Annotated in this window: 15 protein-coding genes and 1 pseudogene; 6 read left to right on the forward strand and 10 right to left on the reverse strand. The window is 68.9% G+C overall.

The window, feature by feature from the left end; translation table 11 throughout:
• Positions 1-333: 333 nt before the first annotated feature.
• Entirely contained in the window at positions 334-795 is a 462-nt protein-coding gene (locus IPK27_16365; protein MBK8069136.1) for a response regulator, read from the reverse strand.
• A gap of 339 nt (positions 796-1134) precedes the next feature.
• Here IPK27_16365 and IPK27_16370 point away from each other — a divergent pair, with 339 nt between their 5' ends.
• Positions 1135-2313 (forward strand): phosphoglycerate kinase, encoded by a 1179-nt coding sequence (locus tag IPK27_16370; protein MBK8069137.1) that lies wholly within the window; start codon positions 1135-1137, stop codon positions 2311-2313.
• 222 nt (positions 2314-2535) lie between these two features.
• Here IPK27_16370 and IPK27_16375 read toward each other — a convergent pair whose 3' ends face one another.
• From IPK27_16375 to IPK27_16395, 5 genes and pseudogenes are all read right to left on the reverse strand, one after another.
• Entirely contained in the window at positions 2536-2913 is a 378-nt protein-coding gene (locus IPK27_16375) for a YbaN family protein (protein ID MBK8069138.1), read from the reverse strand.
• A 98-nt stretch (positions 2914-3011) separates the two neighbouring features.
• Positions 3012-4677: pseudogene (gene hutU, locus IPK27_16380) on the reverse strand (urocanate hydratase).
• Positions 4678-5075: 398 nt separating this feature from the next.
• Positions 5076-6089, reverse strand: a complete 1014-nt coding sequence (gene hypE, locus IPK27_16385) for a hydrogenase expression/formation protein HypE (protein ID MBK8069139.1) — start codon at positions 6087-6089, stop codon at positions 5076-5078.
• Entirely contained in the window at positions 6086-7216 is a 1131-nt protein-coding gene (hypD, locus tag IPK27_16390) for a hydrogenase formation protein HypD (GenBank protein ID MBK8069140.1), read from the reverse strand. Before hypD ends, hypE begins: the two co-directional genes overlap by 4 nt.
• Positions 7213-7449 (reverse strand): HypC/HybG/HupF family hydrogenase formation chaperone, encoded by a 237-nt coding sequence (locus IPK27_16395; GenBank protein ID MBK8069141.1) that lies wholly within the window; start codon positions 7447-7449, stop codon positions 7213-7215. Before IPK27_16395 ends, hypD begins: the two co-directional genes overlap by 4 nt.
• Before the next feature lie 183 nt (positions 7450-7632).
• Between IPK27_16395 and IPK27_16400 the strand changes: the two genes are divergently transcribed.
• From IPK27_16400 to IPK27_16420, 5 genes are all read left to right on the forward strand, one after another.
• Positions 7633-8496 carry an ABC transporter ATP-binding protein gene (locus IPK27_16400; protein ID MBK8069142.1) on the forward strand — a complete coding sequence of 288 codons (864 nt, stop codon included), beginning with the start codon at positions 7633-7635 and terminating at the stop codon, positions 8494-8496.
• Positions 8496-9932: a hypothetical protein gene (locus IPK27_16405; GenBank protein MBK8069143.1), complete on the forward strand. Its 1437-nt coding sequence runs from the start codon at positions 8496-8498 to the stop codon at positions 9930-9932. Before IPK27_16400 ends, IPK27_16405 begins: the two co-directional genes overlap by 1 nt.
• Before the next feature lie 114 nt (positions 9933-10046).
• Complete coding sequence (locus IPK27_16410) at positions 10047-10598, forward strand: sigma-70 family RNA polymerase sigma factor (GenBank protein MBK8069144.1); 552 nt, start codon at positions 10047-10049, stop codon at positions 10596-10598.
• Complete coding sequence (locus IPK27_16415; GenBank protein MBK8069145.1) at positions 10564-12990, forward strand: serine/threonine protein kinase; 2427 nt, start codon at positions 10564-10566, stop codon at positions 12988-12990. Before IPK27_16410 ends, IPK27_16415 begins: the two co-directional genes overlap by 35 nt.
• Positions 12991-13067: 77 nt before the next feature.
• Positions 13068-14585, forward strand: a complete 1518-nt coding sequence (locus tag IPK27_16420; GenBank protein ID MBK8069146.1) for a hypothetical protein — start codon at positions 13068-13070, stop codon at positions 14583-14585.
• Positions 14586-14660: 75 nt separating this feature from the next.
• Here IPK27_16420 and IPK27_16425 read toward each other — a convergent pair whose 3' ends face one another.
• The 4 genes from IPK27_16425 to purD form a co-directional block, all read right to left on the reverse strand.
• The gene (locus tag IPK27_16425; protein MBK8069147.1) at positions 14661-15020 is read right to left on the reverse strand and encodes an MmcQ/YjbR family DNA-binding protein; all 360 of its coding nucleotides are present in this window, start codon (positions 15018-15020) and stop codon (positions 14661-14663) included.
• 2 nt (positions 15021-15022) lie between these two features.
• The gene (locus IPK27_16430; protein MBK8069148.1) at positions 15023-15436 is read right to left on the reverse strand and encodes a hypothetical protein; all 414 of its coding nucleotides are present in this window, start codon (positions 15434-15436) and stop codon (positions 15023-15025) included.
• A 280-nt stretch (positions 15437-15716) separates the two neighbouring features.
• On the reverse strand, positions 15717-16796 hold the full coding sequence (gene ribB / locus IPK27_16435; protein ID MBK8069149.1) for a 3,4-dihydroxy-2-butanone-4-phosphate synthase: 1080 nt from the start codon (positions 16794-16796) through the stop codon (positions 15717-15719).
• A gap of 204 nt (positions 16797-17000) precedes the next feature.
• Positions 17001-18284: a phosphoribosylamine--glycine ligase gene (purD, locus tag IPK27_16440; GenBank protein ID MBK8069150.1), complete on the reverse strand. Its 1284-nt coding sequence runs from the start codon at positions 18282-18284 to the stop codon at positions 17001-17003.
• Between the last annotated feature and the right edge of the window lie 11 nt (positions 18285-18295).

Raw genomic sequence — 18295 nt, forward strand, 5'->3', positions numbered from 1 at the left:
CGGCGCGCCAACAGCGGCGGATGCGCGTGCCCATCGCCGGCACCGGCGTACGTGTATCGCAGGATGCCCGCGCCTATCGCCGGCACAGGCGCAGGTGTATCGCAGGATGCCCGCGCCCATCGCCGGCACAGGCGCACGTGTATCGCCGGATGCCCGCGGCCATCCCGGGCACAGGCGCAGGTGTATCGCAGGATGCCGATGCCCATCCCCGGCACAGGCGCAGTCATGTCGCAGGATGCACAGGGCCATCGCGGGTGCAGGTGCGCGCTTGCGGCGGATGCGCGGACGCATCGCCGGGTGTCGCGGCGCCTTCCGGCGCCCGCTGCCGCCGCGTTATTCCTTGGCGACGCCCAGCAGCCGGTCCACGCGCGCGAAGACCTCGGGGCGCGAGAAGGGCTTCTTCATGAAGTCGTCGGCGCCGATCTTCTGCGCCCAGAAGTGCTCGGTGGCCTGCTCGTTGCCGCTCATCATGATGATCGGGATCTCGGCCGTCAGCGGCTCCCGGCGCAGCGCGCGCAGGGCGGCGAAGCCGTTCATGCCGGGCAGCACGATGTCGAGGAAGATCAGGCGCGGCAGGTTTTCCTTGGCCATCTGGATCCCGCTTTCGGCATCGAAAGCCTCCAGCGGCTCGTAGCCGTTCTGCTCCAGCATGCGTCGCAGCATGGTCACCACGGTGGTGGAGTCGTCGATGATCAGCACCTGGGTCCCGCGCTTGACCCGCGGGCGGTTCTTGACGCGACGGTCGTCGGGCGACTTCTTGCCGAACAAGCCACTGAAGAAATCAAACAGGCCCATGATCACCCCTTCCGTTGCCCCGACTACACCGATGCCGCTGCTTCCGGCAGCGCGCGAGCATGGGCGCTCCCCCGCCCGATGCCTGCGAATCCGTTCACAGTCGCGATCAAGCGCGACGCACTGCCAAGCGTGAAGCATCCGCCAAATGGGGGGTGGAGCGCCAGCGCTTGGCGGGTTCTGGGTTGCGGGTTCTGGGTTGTGGGCTGCAAGCGCGGCGCGGCCACGGACAAGCGTGCTGTTGCCGCCCACAACCCAGAACCCAGAACCCACAACCCAGGAAGTGCCGCCCGCGCCTATCCTAGCCCCCTCGCCTTCCCACCGCCCCAACGGAGCCCGCCCATGAACTTCCTGCGCATGACCGATCTCGACCTCTCCGGCAAACGCGTGCTGATCCGCGAGGACCTGAACGTGCCGGTCAAGGAAGGCCGGATCACCAGCGAGCAGCGCCTGGCTGCCAGCCTGCCTACGATCCGCGCCGCGGCCGCGGCGGGCGGGCGGGTGCTGGTGATGTCGCACCTCGGGCGGCCGAAGGAAGGCGTGTTCGACGCCGCCTCCTCGCTGGCGCCGGTGGCGGCCTGGCTGTCGCAGCACCTGGGCTTCGAGGTGCCGCTGGTGCGCGACTGGCTGGACGGCGTCGAGGTGGCGCCGGGCAGCGTGGCGCTGTGCGAGAACGTGCGCTTCAACGTCGGCGAGGAAAAGGACGACGAAGCGCTGAGCCGGCGCATGGCGGCACTGTGCGATGTGTTCGTGATGGACGCCTTCGGCACCGCGCACCGCGCGCAGGCCTCCACCCACGGGGTGGCCAAGTACGCGCCGGTGGCTTGCGCGGGCCCACTGCTGGCGGCGGAACTGGACGCGCTGGCCAAGGCGCTGCTGGCGCCGAAGCGCCCGCTGCTGGCGATCGTCGCCGGCTCCAAGGTGTCGACCAAGCTGGAACTGCTGGGCAACCTGGTCGACAAGGTGGACCAGCTGATCGTCGGCGGCGGCATCGCCAACACCTTCATCGCCGCGGCCGGCCATGGCGTGGGCAAAGCGCTGCACGAGGCCGACCTGCTGGACGCGGCGCGCGCGATCGTCGCCAAGGCCAGCGCGCGCGGCGCGAGCATCCCGCTGCCGCTGGACGTGGTCACCGCACCCGCCTTCGCCGCCGACGCGCCGGCCACCATCGAGGGCATCGCCACGGTCTCCGCCGACGAGATGATCCTCGACATCGGCCCGCAGACCGCTGCCCACTACGCGCAACTGATCGCCCAGGCCGGCACCGTGGTCTGGAACGGCCCGGTCGGCGTATTCGAGTTCGACGCCTTCGGCGCAGGCACCCAGGCCATCGCCCAGGCGATCGCGAAGTCCTCCGCCTTCTCCATCGCCGGCGGCGGCGACACCCTCGCGGCCATCGAGAAGTACGGCGTCGAGGACGACATCGGCTACATCAGCACCGGCGGCGGCGCCTTCCTCGAATTCCTCGAAGGCAAGACCCTGCCCGCGGTGGCCATGCTGCAGGCGCGCGCCGCTTCGTAAGGGACCAGTTAAACGCGGAGACGCGGAGGGCGCGGAGAAGAGCGCAGGGCGTTTCTGCCTTGCCTTTCTCTGCGCCTCTGCGCCCTCGCGTCGGGGCGCCAGGCTGGCACATGCGCCAGCCCGGAGGCGCAGCCACCAGCGCCCCACAGACCAACTGCTTCTCTCCGCGCCCTCCGCGTCTCCGCGTTTAACCGTTCCCGGTCGAAGCAGGCGTCTCCGCGTTTAACCGGTGCCGGCCGAAGCGGGCGGCTCGGGGCGCAGCCACAGCCAGACGGAGACGCAGGCCATGATCGCGGTGCCGAGAGCCGCCATCCACCAGCGCGGGGAGGTCAGGAAGAAGATCGCGCTGCACGCGAGCATGGTCAGCGTCGACACCCACTTGGAGCGGCGGCTGACGGCGCCATAGGCCTGCCAGTCGCGCACCATCGGCCCGAACAGGGGGTGGTCGTGCAGCCAGCGGTGCAGCCGCGCCGAGCCCCGCGCCGCCGCCCAGGCCGCGACCAGCACGAAGGGCGTCGTCGGCAATCCGGGCACGAAAATGCCGATGAACCCGAGCCCGAGGCAGAGGTAGGCGAGGGCGAGGTAGAGGGCGCGACTCATTGGAGCGGGTGTTGGTATGGGTTCTTGGTGTTGGAAAGAGCCACGGTCCGGCAGGGCGCTGCTTCAACCAACACCAACACCAGAAACCAACACCGGCCTCAGCCCATCGGCAGCCTGAGCCCCTGCTCCTGCGCGCAGTCGGTGGCGATCTGATAGCCGGCGTCGTGATGCCGGTACACGCCCATCGCCGGATCGTTCCACAGCACGCGGGCGATGCGCTGGTCGGCGGCCTCGGAGCCGTCGCAGACGATGACGATGCCGGAGTGCTGCGAGTAGCCCATGCCGACGCCGCCGCCGTGGTGCAGCGAGACCCAGGTGGCGCCGCCGGCGACCGCGCCCATCGCGTTCAGCAGCGGCCAGTCGGAGACCGCGTCCGAGCCGTCCTTCATCGCCTCGGTCTCGCGGTTGGGCGAGGCCACCGAGCCGGAATCGAGGTGGTCGCGGCCGATCACGATCGGCGCCTTCAGCTCGCCCTTGCGCACCATCTCGTTGAACGCCAGGCCCAGGCGGTGGCGCTCGCCGAGACCCACCCAGCAGATGCGCGCCGGCAGGCCCTGGAAGGCGATGCGCTGCTGCGCCATGTCCAGCCAGTTGTGCAGGTGCGCATCGTCCGGGATCAGTTCCTTGACCTTGGCATCGGTCTTCGCGATGTCTTCGGGATCGCCCGAGAGCGCGACCCAGCGGAAGGGGCCGACGCCGCGGCAGAACAGCGGGCGCACATAGGCCGGGACGAAGCCGGGGAAGTCGAAGGCGTTCGCCAGGCCTTCGTCCTTGGCCATCTGGCGGATGTTGTTGCCGTAGTCGAAGGTCGGGATGCCCTGCGCGTGGAAGGCCAGCATCGCCTCGACGTGGTCGCGCATCGAGGCCTTGGCCGCGCGCGCGGTGCCGGCCGGATCGGCCTTGCGCCGCTGGTACCACTGGTCCACGGTCCAGCCGGCAGGCAGGTAGCCGTTGACCGGATCGTGCGCGCTGGTCTGGTCGGTCACCGCATCCGGCCTGACGCCGCGGCGCACCAGCTCGGGCAGGATCTCGGCGGCGTTGCCGAGCAGGCCGACACTCACCGCGCGCCCGGCCGCCGTATGCGCGGCGATCCGCGCCAGTGCGTCGTCGAGGTCGCTGGCCTGCTCATCCAGGTAGCGCGTGCGCAAACGCATGTCGATGCGGCTCTGCTGGCACTCGATGTTGAGCGAGCAGGCGCCGGCCATCGCCGCGGCGAGCGGCTGCGCGCCGCCCATGCCGCCGAGGCCCGCGGTCAGGATCCACTTGCCCTTGAGTTGGCCGCCGTAGTGCTGGCGGCCCATCTCGACGAAGGTCTCGTAGGTGCCCTGCACGATGCCCTGCGAGCCGATGTAGATCCACGAGCCCGCAGTCATCTGGCCGTACATCATCAGGCCTTTGCGATCGAGCTCGTTGAAGTGCTCCCAGGTGGCCCAGTGCGGCACCAAGTTGGAATTGGCCAGCAGCACCCGCGGCGCGTCCGCATGCGTGCGCAGCACCCCGACCGGCTTGCCCGACTGGATCAGCAGGGTCTCGTCCTCGCCGAGCTGCTGTGAGCGAGCGCACGATCGCATCGAAGCATTCCCAGTCGCGCGCGGCGCGGCCGATGCCGCCGTAGACCACCAGCTCCGCCGGATTCTCGGCCACCTCCGGATCGAGGTTGTTCATCAGCATCCGCAGCGGCGCCTCGGTCAGCCAGCTCCTGCAGCTCAGCGCATTCCCGCGCGCGGCGCGGACGATGCGGGTGTGGTCGATGCGGGTACTCATGCGCGGATCGCTCGCAGGCAGGACAGGCCGCGCATGATAGGCGGCTCCGATCGCGACCGGTGAGGCGGGCGTTGCCGAGGCCGGTTAAACGCGGAGACGCGGAGAGCGCAGAGGACAGCAGAGAGCAGACGGAGAAGAGATCCGTCGTCTGGCTCTACCTCTCTGCGAGTTCTCTGCTTCTCCTCTGCGTCCTCTGTGTCCGCTCCTGATAACGTATCGCGCCAGGCGCCAAGGGCTCCGATCGACACCAATCAAACGAGGAGACGCAGGGAGCGCGGAGAAAACAGAAATTGATCGCCCGGTGGCACGGGTGCGTACCGCGCATTGCCACCGTGATCCTGCTTCGCTTCTCTCCGCGCTCTCTGCGTCTCCGCGTTGAACGGGACTCTCCAACGCCCTCAGCAAATCCGCGGCAGTTGCTCGCCGTGGAGCCAGTCGACCATGCGGCGGCCGCCGAAAATGGTGCGCATTTCGACGAAGCGCTGGGGGTCGTCGGTGACGAAGCCGATCCTGGCGGCTTCGCGCCCCAGTGGGTGTGCGCGCATGGCGGCAAGGACCGCCTCGGTGGCGTCCGGATCGCACACGGCGATGAGCTTGCCTTCGTTGGCGACATTCAACGGATCGAGGCCGAGCAGTTCGCAGGCGCCGCGCACCTGTGGCCTGACCGGGATCGCGGATTCTTCCAGGCGCATGCCGACCCGCGACTGCGCCGCGATCTCGTTCAGGGTGGCGGCGAGCCCGCCACGGGTGGGATCGCGCAACAGACGCAACGCGTTGGGGGCTGCGGCGAGCATGTCGGCGACCAGCGTGTGCAGCGCGGCCGAGTCGGATTCGATGCTGGTGTCGAAGCCGAGGCCGCTGCGACTGGCCATGATCGCGACGCCATGGTCGCCGATCGATCCCGACAGCAGGATGGCATCGCCCGGCCGCGCGCGGTCACCGGAGAGGTCGACGCCATCGGGCACCCGGCCGATGCCGGCGGTGTTGATGAACACCCCGTCGCCCTTGCCGCGCTCGACCACCTTGGTGTCACCGGTGACGATGGCCACGCCCGCTTCGCGCGCGGCGTGCCCCATCGAGGTGGCGATGCGCTTCAGGCCCTCCAGCGGGAAGCCTTCCTCGATGACGAAGCCGGCCGAGAGGTACAAGGGCAGCGCACCGCCCATGGCGAGGTCGTTGACGGTGCCGTGCACCGCCAGGCTGCCGATGTCGCCGCCGGCAAAGAACAGCGGCGAGATCACGAAGCTGTCGGTGCTGAAGGCGTACCGGCCCGCACCGAGCAGGAACTCGGCCTGGTCATTGCCCTGCTTGGCGCCGGCGTGTGCGAACGCAGGCGCGAAGACCTCGGCGATCAGTTGCTGCATCGCGCGGCCGCCGCCGCCGTGGCTGAGTTCGACCCGCGCGCTGCTCATGCCGGCGCCTCGCTGTGGCGGCCGTAGGTGTAGTAGGCGGCGCAGGCGCCCTCGGACGACACCATGCACGAGCCGATCGGGTTCTCCGGCGTGCACAGCGTGCCGAAGACCTTGCAGTCGGCCGGACGCTTGGCCCCGCGCAGGATCGCCGGGCATTCGCAGGCGGCGTTCTCGCGCGCCGGGACGACGTCCAGGCCCAGGCTGCGCTCGGCATCGAAGGCGGCGTACTCGGGGCGGATCTGCAGGGCCGAGAACGGCACGCTGCCCAGGCCGCGCCATTCGAAACTCTGCCGCAGTTCCAGCACGCGGCCGACGATCTGCTGCGCCTTGCGGTTGCCGCCCTCGCTGACCGCGCGGGTGTACTGGTTCTCGACCTCGGCGCACCCGGCGTTCAGTTGCCGCACCAGCAGCAGGATCGATTGCAGCACGTCGAGCGGCTCGAATCCGCTGATCACCACCGGCTTGCGATAGTGCGCGGCGAAGGCCTGGTAGGCGCCGGTGCCGATCACCACGCTGACGTGCGCCGGACCGATGAAGCCGTCGATCATCACCGGCGCCTCGTCAGCCGGATTCGCGACCGTCAGCAGGTGCACCATCGCCGGCGGGGTCAGCACATGGTTGCAATAGACCCGGAAGTTCGCGAGTTCCTCGGCCTGCGCCTGCAGGATCGCCACCGCGGTGGGCGGCGTGGTGGTCTCGAAGCCGATCGCGAAGAACACCACGGTCCGGCCGGGATTCTGGCGCGCCACATCCAGCGCATCGGTGGCCGAATAGACCATGCGCACATCTGCGCCTTCGGCCTTGGCGCGCAGCAGGCTGGCCTTGCGCGAGCCGGGCACCCGCAGCATGTCGGCGTAGCTGCACAAGATCGTGTCCGGGCGGCGCGCGATGCGGATCGCCAGGTCCAGGCGGCCGATCGGCAGCACGCACACCGGGCAGCCCGGCCCGTGGATCAGTCGCACATTCGGCGGCAACAGGTCCGGGATGCCGTAGCGGAAGATCGCGTGGGTATGCCCACCGCAGAACTCCATCAGGCGGTATTCGCGCCCCGGTTGCGCCTCGCGCGCGATGTCCGCGGCCAGCTTGCGGGCGAGCCCGCCGTCGCGGAATTCGTCGATGTACTTCATGGCCGGAGCTCGTCGGCCAGCTCGCCGCTGGCGGCAAGGACTTCAAGCGTGCGGCGCGCCTCGTCGGCGTCGATCTTGCCCAGTGCGAATCCCACATGCAGCAGCACGTAGTCGCCCACCGTGACGTCATCGACCAGCGCCAGCGAGATCTCCTTGGTGATCCCACCCAGACTCACGCGCGCACGGCCCCCATCGAGCAGGGCCACGACCTCCGCCGGTATCGCCAGGCACATCGTGCGAGCCCTCCCCGACTGATGCCGCACGCGGGTACTTGTAGCGCAGCACCTTCGCCAGTGCCTTGCGGCAAGTCAAGTCCGGCGCTGCCGCCGCCCCCGGAAACCGCCTCCGTTCCGTATGCTGTGGGTCACAACTGGCAACAACTCGCACCGATCCTGATGAGTTCAGTCACTCTCGACATGCCCCTCGACATCCGAGGCCTGCGCAAGACCTTCGGCAAGCAGACCGTGCTCGATCATCTCGACTGGTCGGTGCCGGCCGGGCGCGTGATCGGGCTGCTCGGGCGCAATGGCGCGGGCAAGTCGACCCTGATCCGCTGCGCGCTGGGGCTGTCGCCGGTGGACGACGGCCAGGTGCATCTGTTCGGCGATCCGGTGGCCACGCTGCGGCCGGAAGCCCTGCACCGGGTGGGCTATGTGCCGCAGAGCTTCGATTTGTTTCCGTGGATGAAGGTGGGCCAGTACCTCGGCTTCCACGCGGCCTTCTATGCGCGCTGGAATCAGGAGCTGGTTGATGGCTTGCTCGGGCGCTGGGAGGTGGACGCCGCCAAGAAGATCGGCGAGCTGTCGCAGGGCCAGCGGCAAAAGCTTGCGATCATCCGCGCGATTGCGCCGGACCCGGACCTGCTGCTACTCGACGAGCCGGTGGCGAGCCTGGACCCGCAGACGCGCCGGCTGTTCCTGGAGGAGTTGCTGCGGATCACGCGGCGGCCGGGCAAGGCGGTGGTGTTCTCCACCCACATCACCACCGACCTGGAGCGTGCGGACGCCGAGATCGCGCTGTTGAAGTCCGGCCGCATCCAGTTCTCCTGCGACCTGGCCACCCTCAAGTCGCGCGTGCGCCGGATTGATTTCGACGGACCGCAACCGCCAGCGGACTTCCGCCATCCGGGCATCGTGCGCCATGTGCATCAGGACGGCCGCGCGCACTGGATTGTCGACGGACTCGACGACGCGGCCGTGGCCGCGCTCGCCGGGCGTTTCGAGAGCATCCCGCGCGCGCAGCCGATGTCGCTCGAAGACATCTTCATCGAGCTCGGTTGATGGCAGGCGCGGCGCTCATCCAACGCCAGTCGCTCTCACGCGGCGTACGCACCCTGCTCTGGCTACCGGTGCAGCGCTACCCTTTCGGTGCGCTGTTTCTCTCCCTGCTGCTTGTGGTCGGCTGGTCGGTGCCGTTGATCTCCGGCAAGCCCAAAGCGCTGTTCGCTTCGCTGGCGGTGCATGCCTATGTGCTGATGCTCGGCGGCATGCTGAGCGCGATGGTATGGGTTTCGGTGTGTCGCCCGGAAACCCAGATCCTGCCCGGATTCCGCCGCGCGCTGGGCTGGGTCTGGGGCCTGGCCGCGCTCTACCTGGTGCTGCTGCCGACGGCGCTGGTGCAGGCGATTGGTTTGCCGCCGCTGCTGGTTGCTGGCGGGCTGCTGCTGCTGCTGGCAACCGCGGTGGCGAGCGGCAGCGGCATCAAGTGGGCGGGACTGGTGTGGCTGACACCGATGCTGCTCGGGATCTGGCCGGAATTTGCCGAAGAGGTGTGGCTTGCGGTGAGAGCTTCCGCGCTGGCTCCGCTGCTGCTGGGCGGGCTCGCGGCGTTGATCCTGCGCTCCGTGTGGCGCCGTCTGATGCTGATCAGCGACGGCGCGCCCACCCTGTCACCAGCGGACATCAGCGTCACCGACATGAGCGCCAGCAGCGAGGGTGCGCGCATCCGGGCGGCCGGAAAATTCGCGGTGTGGATGCAGGGCATACAGCATGCGCTGTCCTCGCGCGCTTTCGACAGCACGCTCGCGGCGCTCAAACGGGGCCGGACCGGCGCCGACCGACGTGCACTGGCGCTGGTGCTGATGCCCAACGCGCACTGGCGCGGAATGGCTTTCGAAGCGCTGCTCACGTTGCTGGCGATGGGCCTGTTGCTATCGCTGCTGGGATTCCAGCGTGGCGGGCCGCCGCCGGTGGGCCTGGCCGCCAGCTACATCGGCATGCTCACGGCGCTGCGCTACCAGCAGTTGCACCGCGCCACGCTGATGCTGCGACCAAGCCTGGTAGACGTGTACCTGGCGTCCGCACCGCGCTCGCAACTGCTGTTCTCACAAGCGGTGATCGACGCCCTGTACCGCTCGATCCTGCCCTCGATGCTGTTCGCCGCGATGCTCTTGCTGCTGGTGGGGATCATGTATCCGCTGGAGCAACGCCTGCCGCTGCTGGCCGGCGGCCTGGTCGGCGCGCTCGGCGCCAGCATGGCCGGCCTTGCGGTGGTCCTGATGTTGCTGGATTCGGAACGGCCGCGGCTGATCCTCGGCCTGTTCGTGCTCGGTTTCCTGGGCGCCGTCCCGACTTCGCTGTGCGTCAGCGCCGCGCTGAAGTCGCCGGCTGCCGGAGCGGTAGTCGGCGCGCTGGTGCTGGTCGCTGCCGGCGCCTTCCTGGCGCGCGCACGCCGCGATGCACTGCGCTGGCCGGTGCGCTTCGACGCGCCGCTGTGAGAATGCAGGGCTGACGGAAGGACGGACCGGATCGTCTATCCTGTCGTGGCGGCTGTGGCGCGCCGGTCGTCCGGCGCGTGGCGCTCAGCCTGATCCAGCGTCCCGGAGCAACCGATGGCGGCGACACAGGAGTTCCTCAACCTGCTGGAAGCCTTCAAGCGCGGCGACTCGCAGGCGTCGGCGCGGCTGATCTCGCTGGTCTACGAGGACCTGCACCGGCTGGCGCGGGCGCAGGGAGGCGCTGCCGGGCGCACCATGTCGCCAACGGCGCTGGTGCACGAGTGCTACCTGCGGATCATGGATCCGGCGTCTGCCAGCGTCGAATCCAAGAACCACTTCTTCAACCTGGCCAGCCGGGTGATGCGCCAGGTGCTGTGCGACTACGCGCGCGAACGCCTGGCCGACAAGCGCGGCGGTGGCGCGCAGCACGCCACGCTGTCCGGCGTGGATGCCGAACTGCGCGCGGAAGCCACTTCGCTGATCGAGCTGGACGACCTGTTGAACCGGCTGGCGAACGAGAATGCGGAGGCCGCGCGGGTCTTCGAGTGCCGCTATTTCGCGGGCTTGAGCGAGCAGGAAACCGCCGATGCGCTGGGCATGAGCCTGCGCACTGCCCAGCGCGAATGGAGCCATGCGCGGCAATGGCTGGCGGCACACCTGGGCTGAGTCGATGGAAACCGTCAGGATCATCGACAAGCACCGTCTGTACGACCGTTTCGCCACCGGCCAGGCGATGCAGGGCCCGCTGATGCGCGCCCTGCTCGAAAACGCCTCCGGCGGGCCGCTGCTGCAGCCCGGCGCGCGGATTGGCCCGTGGAGGATCCTGGAGCTGCTGGGCTCCGGCGGCATGTCGCATGTGTACCTGGCCGAGCGCTGCGACGGCGCCTTCGAGCAGCAAGTCGCGCTCAAGCTGGTGCGCCGCAATGCCGACCTGATCCATCGTCTGCGGCATGAGCGGCAGCTGATCGCCCATTTGCGCCATCCGCACATCGTCAGCCTGATCGACAGCGACGAAACCGCCGAGGGCGATCTGTGGCTGGCCATGGGCCTGGTCGAGGGCATGCCGATCGACCAGTACGCACACCAGAACCGGCTCGACTGGCGCGCGCGCGTGCGCCTGGTCGATGCGGTCTGCGCGGCGGTCGAGTACGCCCACGGCCGCGGCCTGATCCATCGCGACATCAAGCCGGCCAATGTGCTGGTGGACGCGCAGGGCCATCCGCGGCTGCTGGACTTCGGCATCGCCTTCGAGCAGGGGGCCGCGAGCGCGCCGGACCACGCGCTGACCCCTGGCTTTGCCGCACCCGAGCAACTCGCCGGGCAGCCGCTGACCACCGCCACGGATGTCTTCCAGCTGGGCCTGTTGCTGCAGCGGGTGTGGGCTGCCGGCGCGGCGCCCGTCAGCGCGCCGCGCGCAGTGCAGGCAGACCTGGATGCGCTGGTGCGCCGGGCCACCGCGGAGGACCCGACGCAGCGCCACGTCACCGCCGCTGCGCTGCGCGCGGACCTCGACGCGCTGCTGGCGCGCCGCCCGCTGGCGCACCTGGGCGCGCGGACGCGGGTGCGCATGGCGCGCTTCATCGAGCGCCACCGCCTGCCGCTTGCGGTTGCGGCTGCGGCCTCGCTGATGCTGGTCGTGAGCCTTACCCTGGCCGCACTGCAACTGCGCGACGAACGCGATCGCGCACTGGCCAATGAAGCGCGCGCCGAGGGCATCGCCCGCTTCCTGGTCGACACCTTGTCGACTGCCAATCCGTGGGGCGCCGAGGCGGGCGGCGGCACGCTGGTGCAGGCCATGGAACGTGCGGCAGGCCGGCTGGATTCCGAACTGGCGGACGCACCCGATGTGCGCCGGGAACTGCGCAGCACGATTGCCACGGTCTACACCATGGCGGAAGCAGGCAAGCCTTGCCTGGAAGTCCTGTCCTCGCCCGCTGCGCAAGCCGACCTTGCCTCCGCCGCGCCTGTCGCCCGCGCGAGCCTGCTGATCATGCGCTCGGAATGCCAATTGATTCTGGAACAGCGCGAGGCTGCGTGGGCTGACCTGGATGCGGCCGAGCAGAGCCTCGGCAGCGAGGATTCGGTCGCAGCGCGCCAGTTGCGCGCCTGGGTGCTGGTCGACCGCGGCCAGTTGCGCAAGATGGACGAAAGACTCGACGAGTCCAATGCCCTGTTGCAACAAGCGCTGGAACTGGCGCGCGCCGCCGGCAGCCGCGAGCAGGAATACCGTGCAACACGCATGCTCGGATTCAACCAGTTGACGTCGAACCAGGCTGCAGAGGCCGCCGCCCAGCTGCAGCGCGCGCTCGACCTCGCCGGCGAAATCTACGGGCCGACCCACCGCAGCACCTTGACCTCGGCAGGCGGACTCGCGATGGCAATGGACCGAGTAGGTCGCGGCGCCGAAGCCGAGGCGCTGCTGCAGCGATCGCTGGCCGCTGCCACCGAGGTGCAACTGCGCGGGCCGGAAGCCGAGATCGTGGTGGCCGAGTTGCGCGACAACCTCGCCACGCTGCACTTCCAGCAAGGACGCCTGGATGAGTGCATCAAAACCGCGCGCCCGGTATTCGACACCTACCGGCGCCTCGCGCCGGACACCACTCGCAGCTTCAATCCGGCCTGGCGCCTGGCGAGTTGCGCCTACCAGGCCGGCCAGCTGGACCTGGCCTCCGAGTACGCCGGACATGCGCTGCACTATGCGCGCATCGGTGCGCCGATGGGCGTGATCAATGCCGAACGCATGCTGGCTGCGGTGGCGGCGCGGCGCGGCCAGGTCGAACAGGCGGCGACCCACCTGCAGCGCGCCGAGGAGGCCTACGCCGCGACTTCGGTGTCGAACGCCAACATCTACACCGCGCTGTTGCTGGCCCACGCCCTGCACGCCGTGGCGCGCAAGGACCAGGCCACGGCGCAGGAGAAGCTGGACGCCGCCGCCGAGCGCATCGGCAGCGCCACGCCGCCGCCATGGCTGGCGCAGGAGCGGGACGAGGTCAGCGCGCTGGTGGCAGCGCTGGGAACAACCGCTGCATTGCCCGCAGCGCCAGCCCCCGCCCGTTGAGGCAACTACGCAACTGAGTTTGGCGGGATCGGCCACGCGCCTCCGTATCCGAGTTTGAACCCACTCGGAGCAGGCATATGTCCACTCGAAACTCGACCCGCCAAGTGCTCTCGTCGCTGGCTGCGTGCGCCATTTTCGGATTGTCCGCGTCCTTCAGCCTGCCGGCCGGCGCCACGATCTACTGCGTCGGCACCGGCGAAGAGCTGTCCACTGCGCTTGCGGATGCCCAGATCGCGCCTTGGCTGGATCCCACCTTGATCCGCTTGAAGAGCGGGCGAATCGCTCGACAGATCAACTCGGCCAGCGGCGTTGAATGGCGCTTCATGTACCACTACCGCAGGGCACGCTTCGACATCAGTGGTGGTTGGAATTCCGACTGCACCAACCAGACCTTGGACCCGACCCTGACCGTCCTGGATGGCCGCAATGCGAAAAAGGTACTCCACATCGACGACCGATCGGAGAACTGGGCGGCGGTCTACCTGACCTTCAACGACACCATCTCCGTGACCAACCTGACCCTGGACAGGGGGCGGTCCATTGATCCGGAATTTGGTGGCCCGTTCGCGGCACTGAACATCGAGGTCGTGAATGCGCTCAGCCAAGCGCAGGTCATTGTCGAAAACGTGGTGGTGACTGGCAGTTCGGCGACTTTGGGCAACAGCAGCGCCGTCAACATCAGCATGACCGGCTACACACCGGGTGGCGGCGGCCTCGTGCGCGTCCGCAACAACGTCATCCATGGCAACAACCTGTCCGGGGCAACCAATACGTCCCTGATCAAGATCCAGACGGCACTGGGCGCATCGGCGGCGGCCAGCAACAATTCGATCTTCGGCAACGTGGTTTCCGGGCCAGTCGCCGGCCTCACGATCAATGGCCTGGTCGGCTTGTACAACAGCGTGGTGGTGAACAACAGTTCGACCGGCACCGCCAACGCTGCGGAACTCTATTCCGCCAGCGCCAGCCAGCTTAGGCTGATCAACAATCACCTGGGACGCGTTGACTTGTTCGGTACGCCGGTCACCAATACCGGCACCACCACGGGCGCGCCCTTCTGGACCGGCACGGGTCCCTTTCGGATTCCGGATGTCGGGTCCCCGCTGCGCGACAGCGGCAGCAACGCCAACATCGGCGGACCGCTGGCGACCGATGTCCGGGGACTTCCTCGCATCGTCAACACCGTGGTCGATCGGGGCGCGGTCGAAGCCCAGCCGCCGGCCAATACCGGCCCGACCATCTCGGCCCTGGAGCCGCTGGTCAACAGCACCACGACCTTGCCCGCGACCGACGGCCCTACGCAGACCACGCGCGTGTTCTTCCTCACCCAGACCGGCAACGGCACGGGACAGAGCACCATGAACTGCGACGTGACCGCCGGCAACGGCGCCGTGGTCGTGCGCCCCGTGCAGACGGTCTCCAACGGTGGCCTCGCCTTGCCAGTGGACCTTGCGCTGGACAATCCAGTGGCCGGGAACGGCAACGTTCAGGCCACGCTGTCCTGCGAGGTCTTCCGCGAGAACGCCAACGTCTACACCCTGACCTACTTCTTCGTGGTGCGGGATCCGCAGTTGTTCCGCAACGGCTTCGAGTAAGACGACCGCCGGCGAGATCGGCGTTCCGGCTACGCTTCGGAGGTCGCCCGGGTTGGCCATGCGCCACCCGGCGCCTCATCCGCCGACAGGCCCCAACGAGGCCTGCACTTTCTTCGGCAGCTTTGCGCGTACCAGTTGGTAAGCCTGCTGCAGGCGCTCGCGGACCCAGTCCTCGGGGAAGTCGGCCGGATTGGGCAGCAGCACCCAATGTACGCGCGCCAGGTATGGCGCCGGCACGATGCCGGGCTGATCGGTCAGTTCGAGGAAGCGCTCCTGTTCCACCTTGAACGACACGCGCCCGGCCTCGGCGCCGTCGAGGCAGGTCACTGCGAACATCTTGCCGCCGACCGAATAGACCAGGTCGTTACCCCATTTGACGTCCTGGGTGACGCCCGGCAGGCCGAGCAGCCACCCGTCGTAGGTGCGGTGGTCCATCCTCAGCTCGCGAAGCCGACGCGGATCTTCAGCAACAACGCCGTGCCCAGGCCCCAAGCACCGTTGAGGATGAATGCCGCCATCCAGATCCGCGTGTCACCACCAGCCGCGAAGGGCATGCCCTTGAGCGGGAACACCACCAGCAGCGCGACCAGGCTCGGCAGTACCGCACCGAACACCAGCGCCAGCAGCCAGTAACCCACCCCGCGCTGGCTCCGCAGCGCATAGCCCACCAGGATGCCCCAGAGCCCGCCGAAGAAGGCCAGCGAGATCACCGATGGCACCCCAAAGGGCGGCACCGGCGCCATCGACCACACCGCGCGACCGGCGCCGGTGAGCTGGTTCAACAGCCACAGGGCACCCTGGTGGAAGGCCAGGGTGGCGAGGAAACCGGCGAGGAAGGCGCGGAGGGGCATAGCGGGTCGCTGGAATTCGTGTTGGTGGTTGTTGGTTGTTGGTTGTTGGTTGTTGGTTGTTGGTTGTTGGCAGCGAAGCTCGCCCGCCGCGGCTCGGTTGTGGGAGCCGACTCTGTCGGCGATCTTTCCGGCGGCCGCCGGCAAGAGATCGCGGCTGAAGCCGCTCCCACTGGCTTACGGCACGCCGGGCTCTTGCTGCCGACAACCAACAACCGACAACCATCGGACAACTTTGAAGGGGTACTGCAGCTGGAGTCAGCCGGCAAGCGCGGCCAATGCCTCAAACGTACTCCACCACCTCCAGCCCGAACCCCGCAAGACCCACGTAGCGCCGCTGGGTGCCGAGCACGCGCAGGCGCTTGAGGCCCAGGTCGGCGAGGATCTGGGCGCCGATGCCGGTGGTGCGCCAGGGTTGCGCGCCGTCATTCGCGGGCGTGTCGCCCTGCAGGCGGGCGAGTTGGGCGTCGTTGTCCGGGCGGTCGCCGATGACCACGACCACGCCGCAGCCGGCGGCGGCGACCTGGCTCATCGCGCGGCGCAGCGGAGTGCCGAAGTCGGGGCGCGCGATGCCGAGCACATCGCTCCAGAAATTCTTGGTGTGCACGCGCACCAGGGTCGGCTGGGCCGGATCCGGGTGGCCGAAGACCAGCGCGTGGTGCAGCTCCTTGGCCAGCACGTCGCGGTAGACGACCAGGCGGAAGCGCCCCGCGTCGGTGTCGACATGCTGTTCGGAGAGGCGCTCGATGGTCTGCTCGGTCGCGAGACGATGGCGGATCAAGTCGGCGATGGTGCCGATCTTCAATCCGTGCTGCGCGGCGTATTCCTCCAGCTCCGGGCGGCGCGCCATGTGGCCGTCCTCGCGCATGATCTCGACCAGCACGCCGGCCGGCTCCAGGCCCGCCAGGCACGCCAGGTCGACCGCGGCCTCGGTGTGCCCGGCGCGCGCGAGCACCCCGCCCGGCTGCGCCATCAGCGGGAAGATGTGGCCGGGCTGGACGATGTCCTCGCTGCTGGCATCGGGCGCCACCGCGGTGCGGATGGTGTGCGCACGGTCGTAGGCCGAGATGCCGGTGGTGACGCCCTCGGCGGCTTCGATCGACACCGTGAAATTGGTGCCCATGCGCGCGGTGTTGCGCGGCACCATCGGGCCGATCCCGAGGCGCCGGCAGCGCTCGCGCGTGAGCCCGAGGCAGATCAGCCCGCGCGCGTGCCGCGCCATGAAATTGATGTCCTCGGGCCGCACCTTGCTCGCGGCCATGATCAGGTCGCCCTCGTTCTCGCGGTCCTCATCGTCGAGGATCACGACCATGCGGCCGGCGGCGATGTCGGCGAGGATCTCGGGGATGGGGGAGAAGGGCATGGGGTCAGTGGCCGGGTTTGCGACGAGGGCACGGAAGGTCGCGATGAGGGCACGAGGGCACGAGGGCACGAGGGCACGTGAAAGCGGCTCTGGCTGCGATCTTGCGGGCTCTTTCATCGCGCGAGCCGCAGCGAATCGCCGCGGAGTGCTTCTCCGTGCCCTCGTGCCCTCGTGCCCTCGTGCCCTCCAAAGCCCCTCGCGCTCTCACGCCCGCGGCCCCAACCCGCGCACCCCGATATCCCGGCGATAGAACATCCCCGGCCAGCGGATGCTGTCGATCCGCTGGTAGGCCATCCGGCGGGCGGTGGCGAGGTCGTCGCCGAGGGCGCAGACGGTGAGCACGCGGCCACCGTCGGTGGTGGCCGCGCCGTCGACCAGCCGGGTGGCGGCGTGGAACACCTTGACCCCGAGCATCTGGGTGACCGACAAGCCTTCGATCGGATCGCCCTTGCGCACGCTGGCCGGATAACCTTCGGCGGCGAGGACCACGCCGATCGCCGGGCGCAGGTCCCACTGGCATTCGACCTGGTCGAGGCGGCCGTCCAGGGCGGCATCGAGCAGTTCGATGAGATCGCTCTTCAGGCGCAGCATGATCGGCTGGGTTTCCGGATCGCCGAAGCGCACGTTGAACTCGACCACCCTGGGCTGGCCGGCGGCGTCGATCATCAGGCCGGCGTAAAGGAAGCCGGTGAACGGTACGCCGTCGCGTGCCATGCCGTTGAGGGTGGGTTCGATGATGGTGCGGCGCACCCGCGCGTCCACCTCGGGGGTGACCACCGGGGCGGGCGAATAGGCGCCCATGCCGCCGGTGTTCGGGCCGGCGTCGCCGTCGTCGCGCCGCTTGTGGTCCTGGCTGGTGGCCATCGCCACGTACTGGGTGCCGCTGGCAACGACAATGTAGCTGGCCTCCTCACCGGCCATGAATTCCTCGATCACCACCCGGCGCCCGGCCTCGCCGAGCGCGCCTCCGCCAAGCATGTCGCCGAGCGCCGCCTCGGCAGTGGCCAGGTCCATCGCCACCACCACGCCCTTGCCCGCGGCCAGGCCATCGGCCTTGATCACGATGGGCGCGCCGCGCCCGCGCACATGGGCGAGCGCCGCATCGAGTTCAGTGAATACCGCATAGCCGGCGGTGGGAATCGCATGCCGCGCCAGGAAGTGCTTGGCGAAGGCCTTGGAGGCTTCCAGTTGTGCCGCGGCGCGGCTGGGACCGAAGCAGCGCAGCCCGGCCGCCTGGAAGGCGTCCACCACGCCCAGCGACAACGGCGCTTCCGGCCCGATCACGGTGAGGTCCACCCGCTCGGCCTGCGCCAGGGCGAGCAGCGCGGGGATGTCGGTCGCCGTCACCGGCACATTGCGCATGCCCGGCTCCAGTGCGGTGCCGGCATTGCCCGGCGCCAGCAGGATCTCGCGCACCCGCGGCGACTGCCGGATGCGCCAGGCCAGCGCGTGCTCGCGTCCGCCACTGCCCACGACGAGTACTTTCATCGACAGGCTCC

It is taken from the genome of Rhodanobacteraceae bacterium, assembly GCA_016713135.1.
Taxonomy (GTDB): Bacteria; Pseudomonadota; Gammaproteobacteria; order Xanthomonadales; family SZUA-5; genus JADKFD01.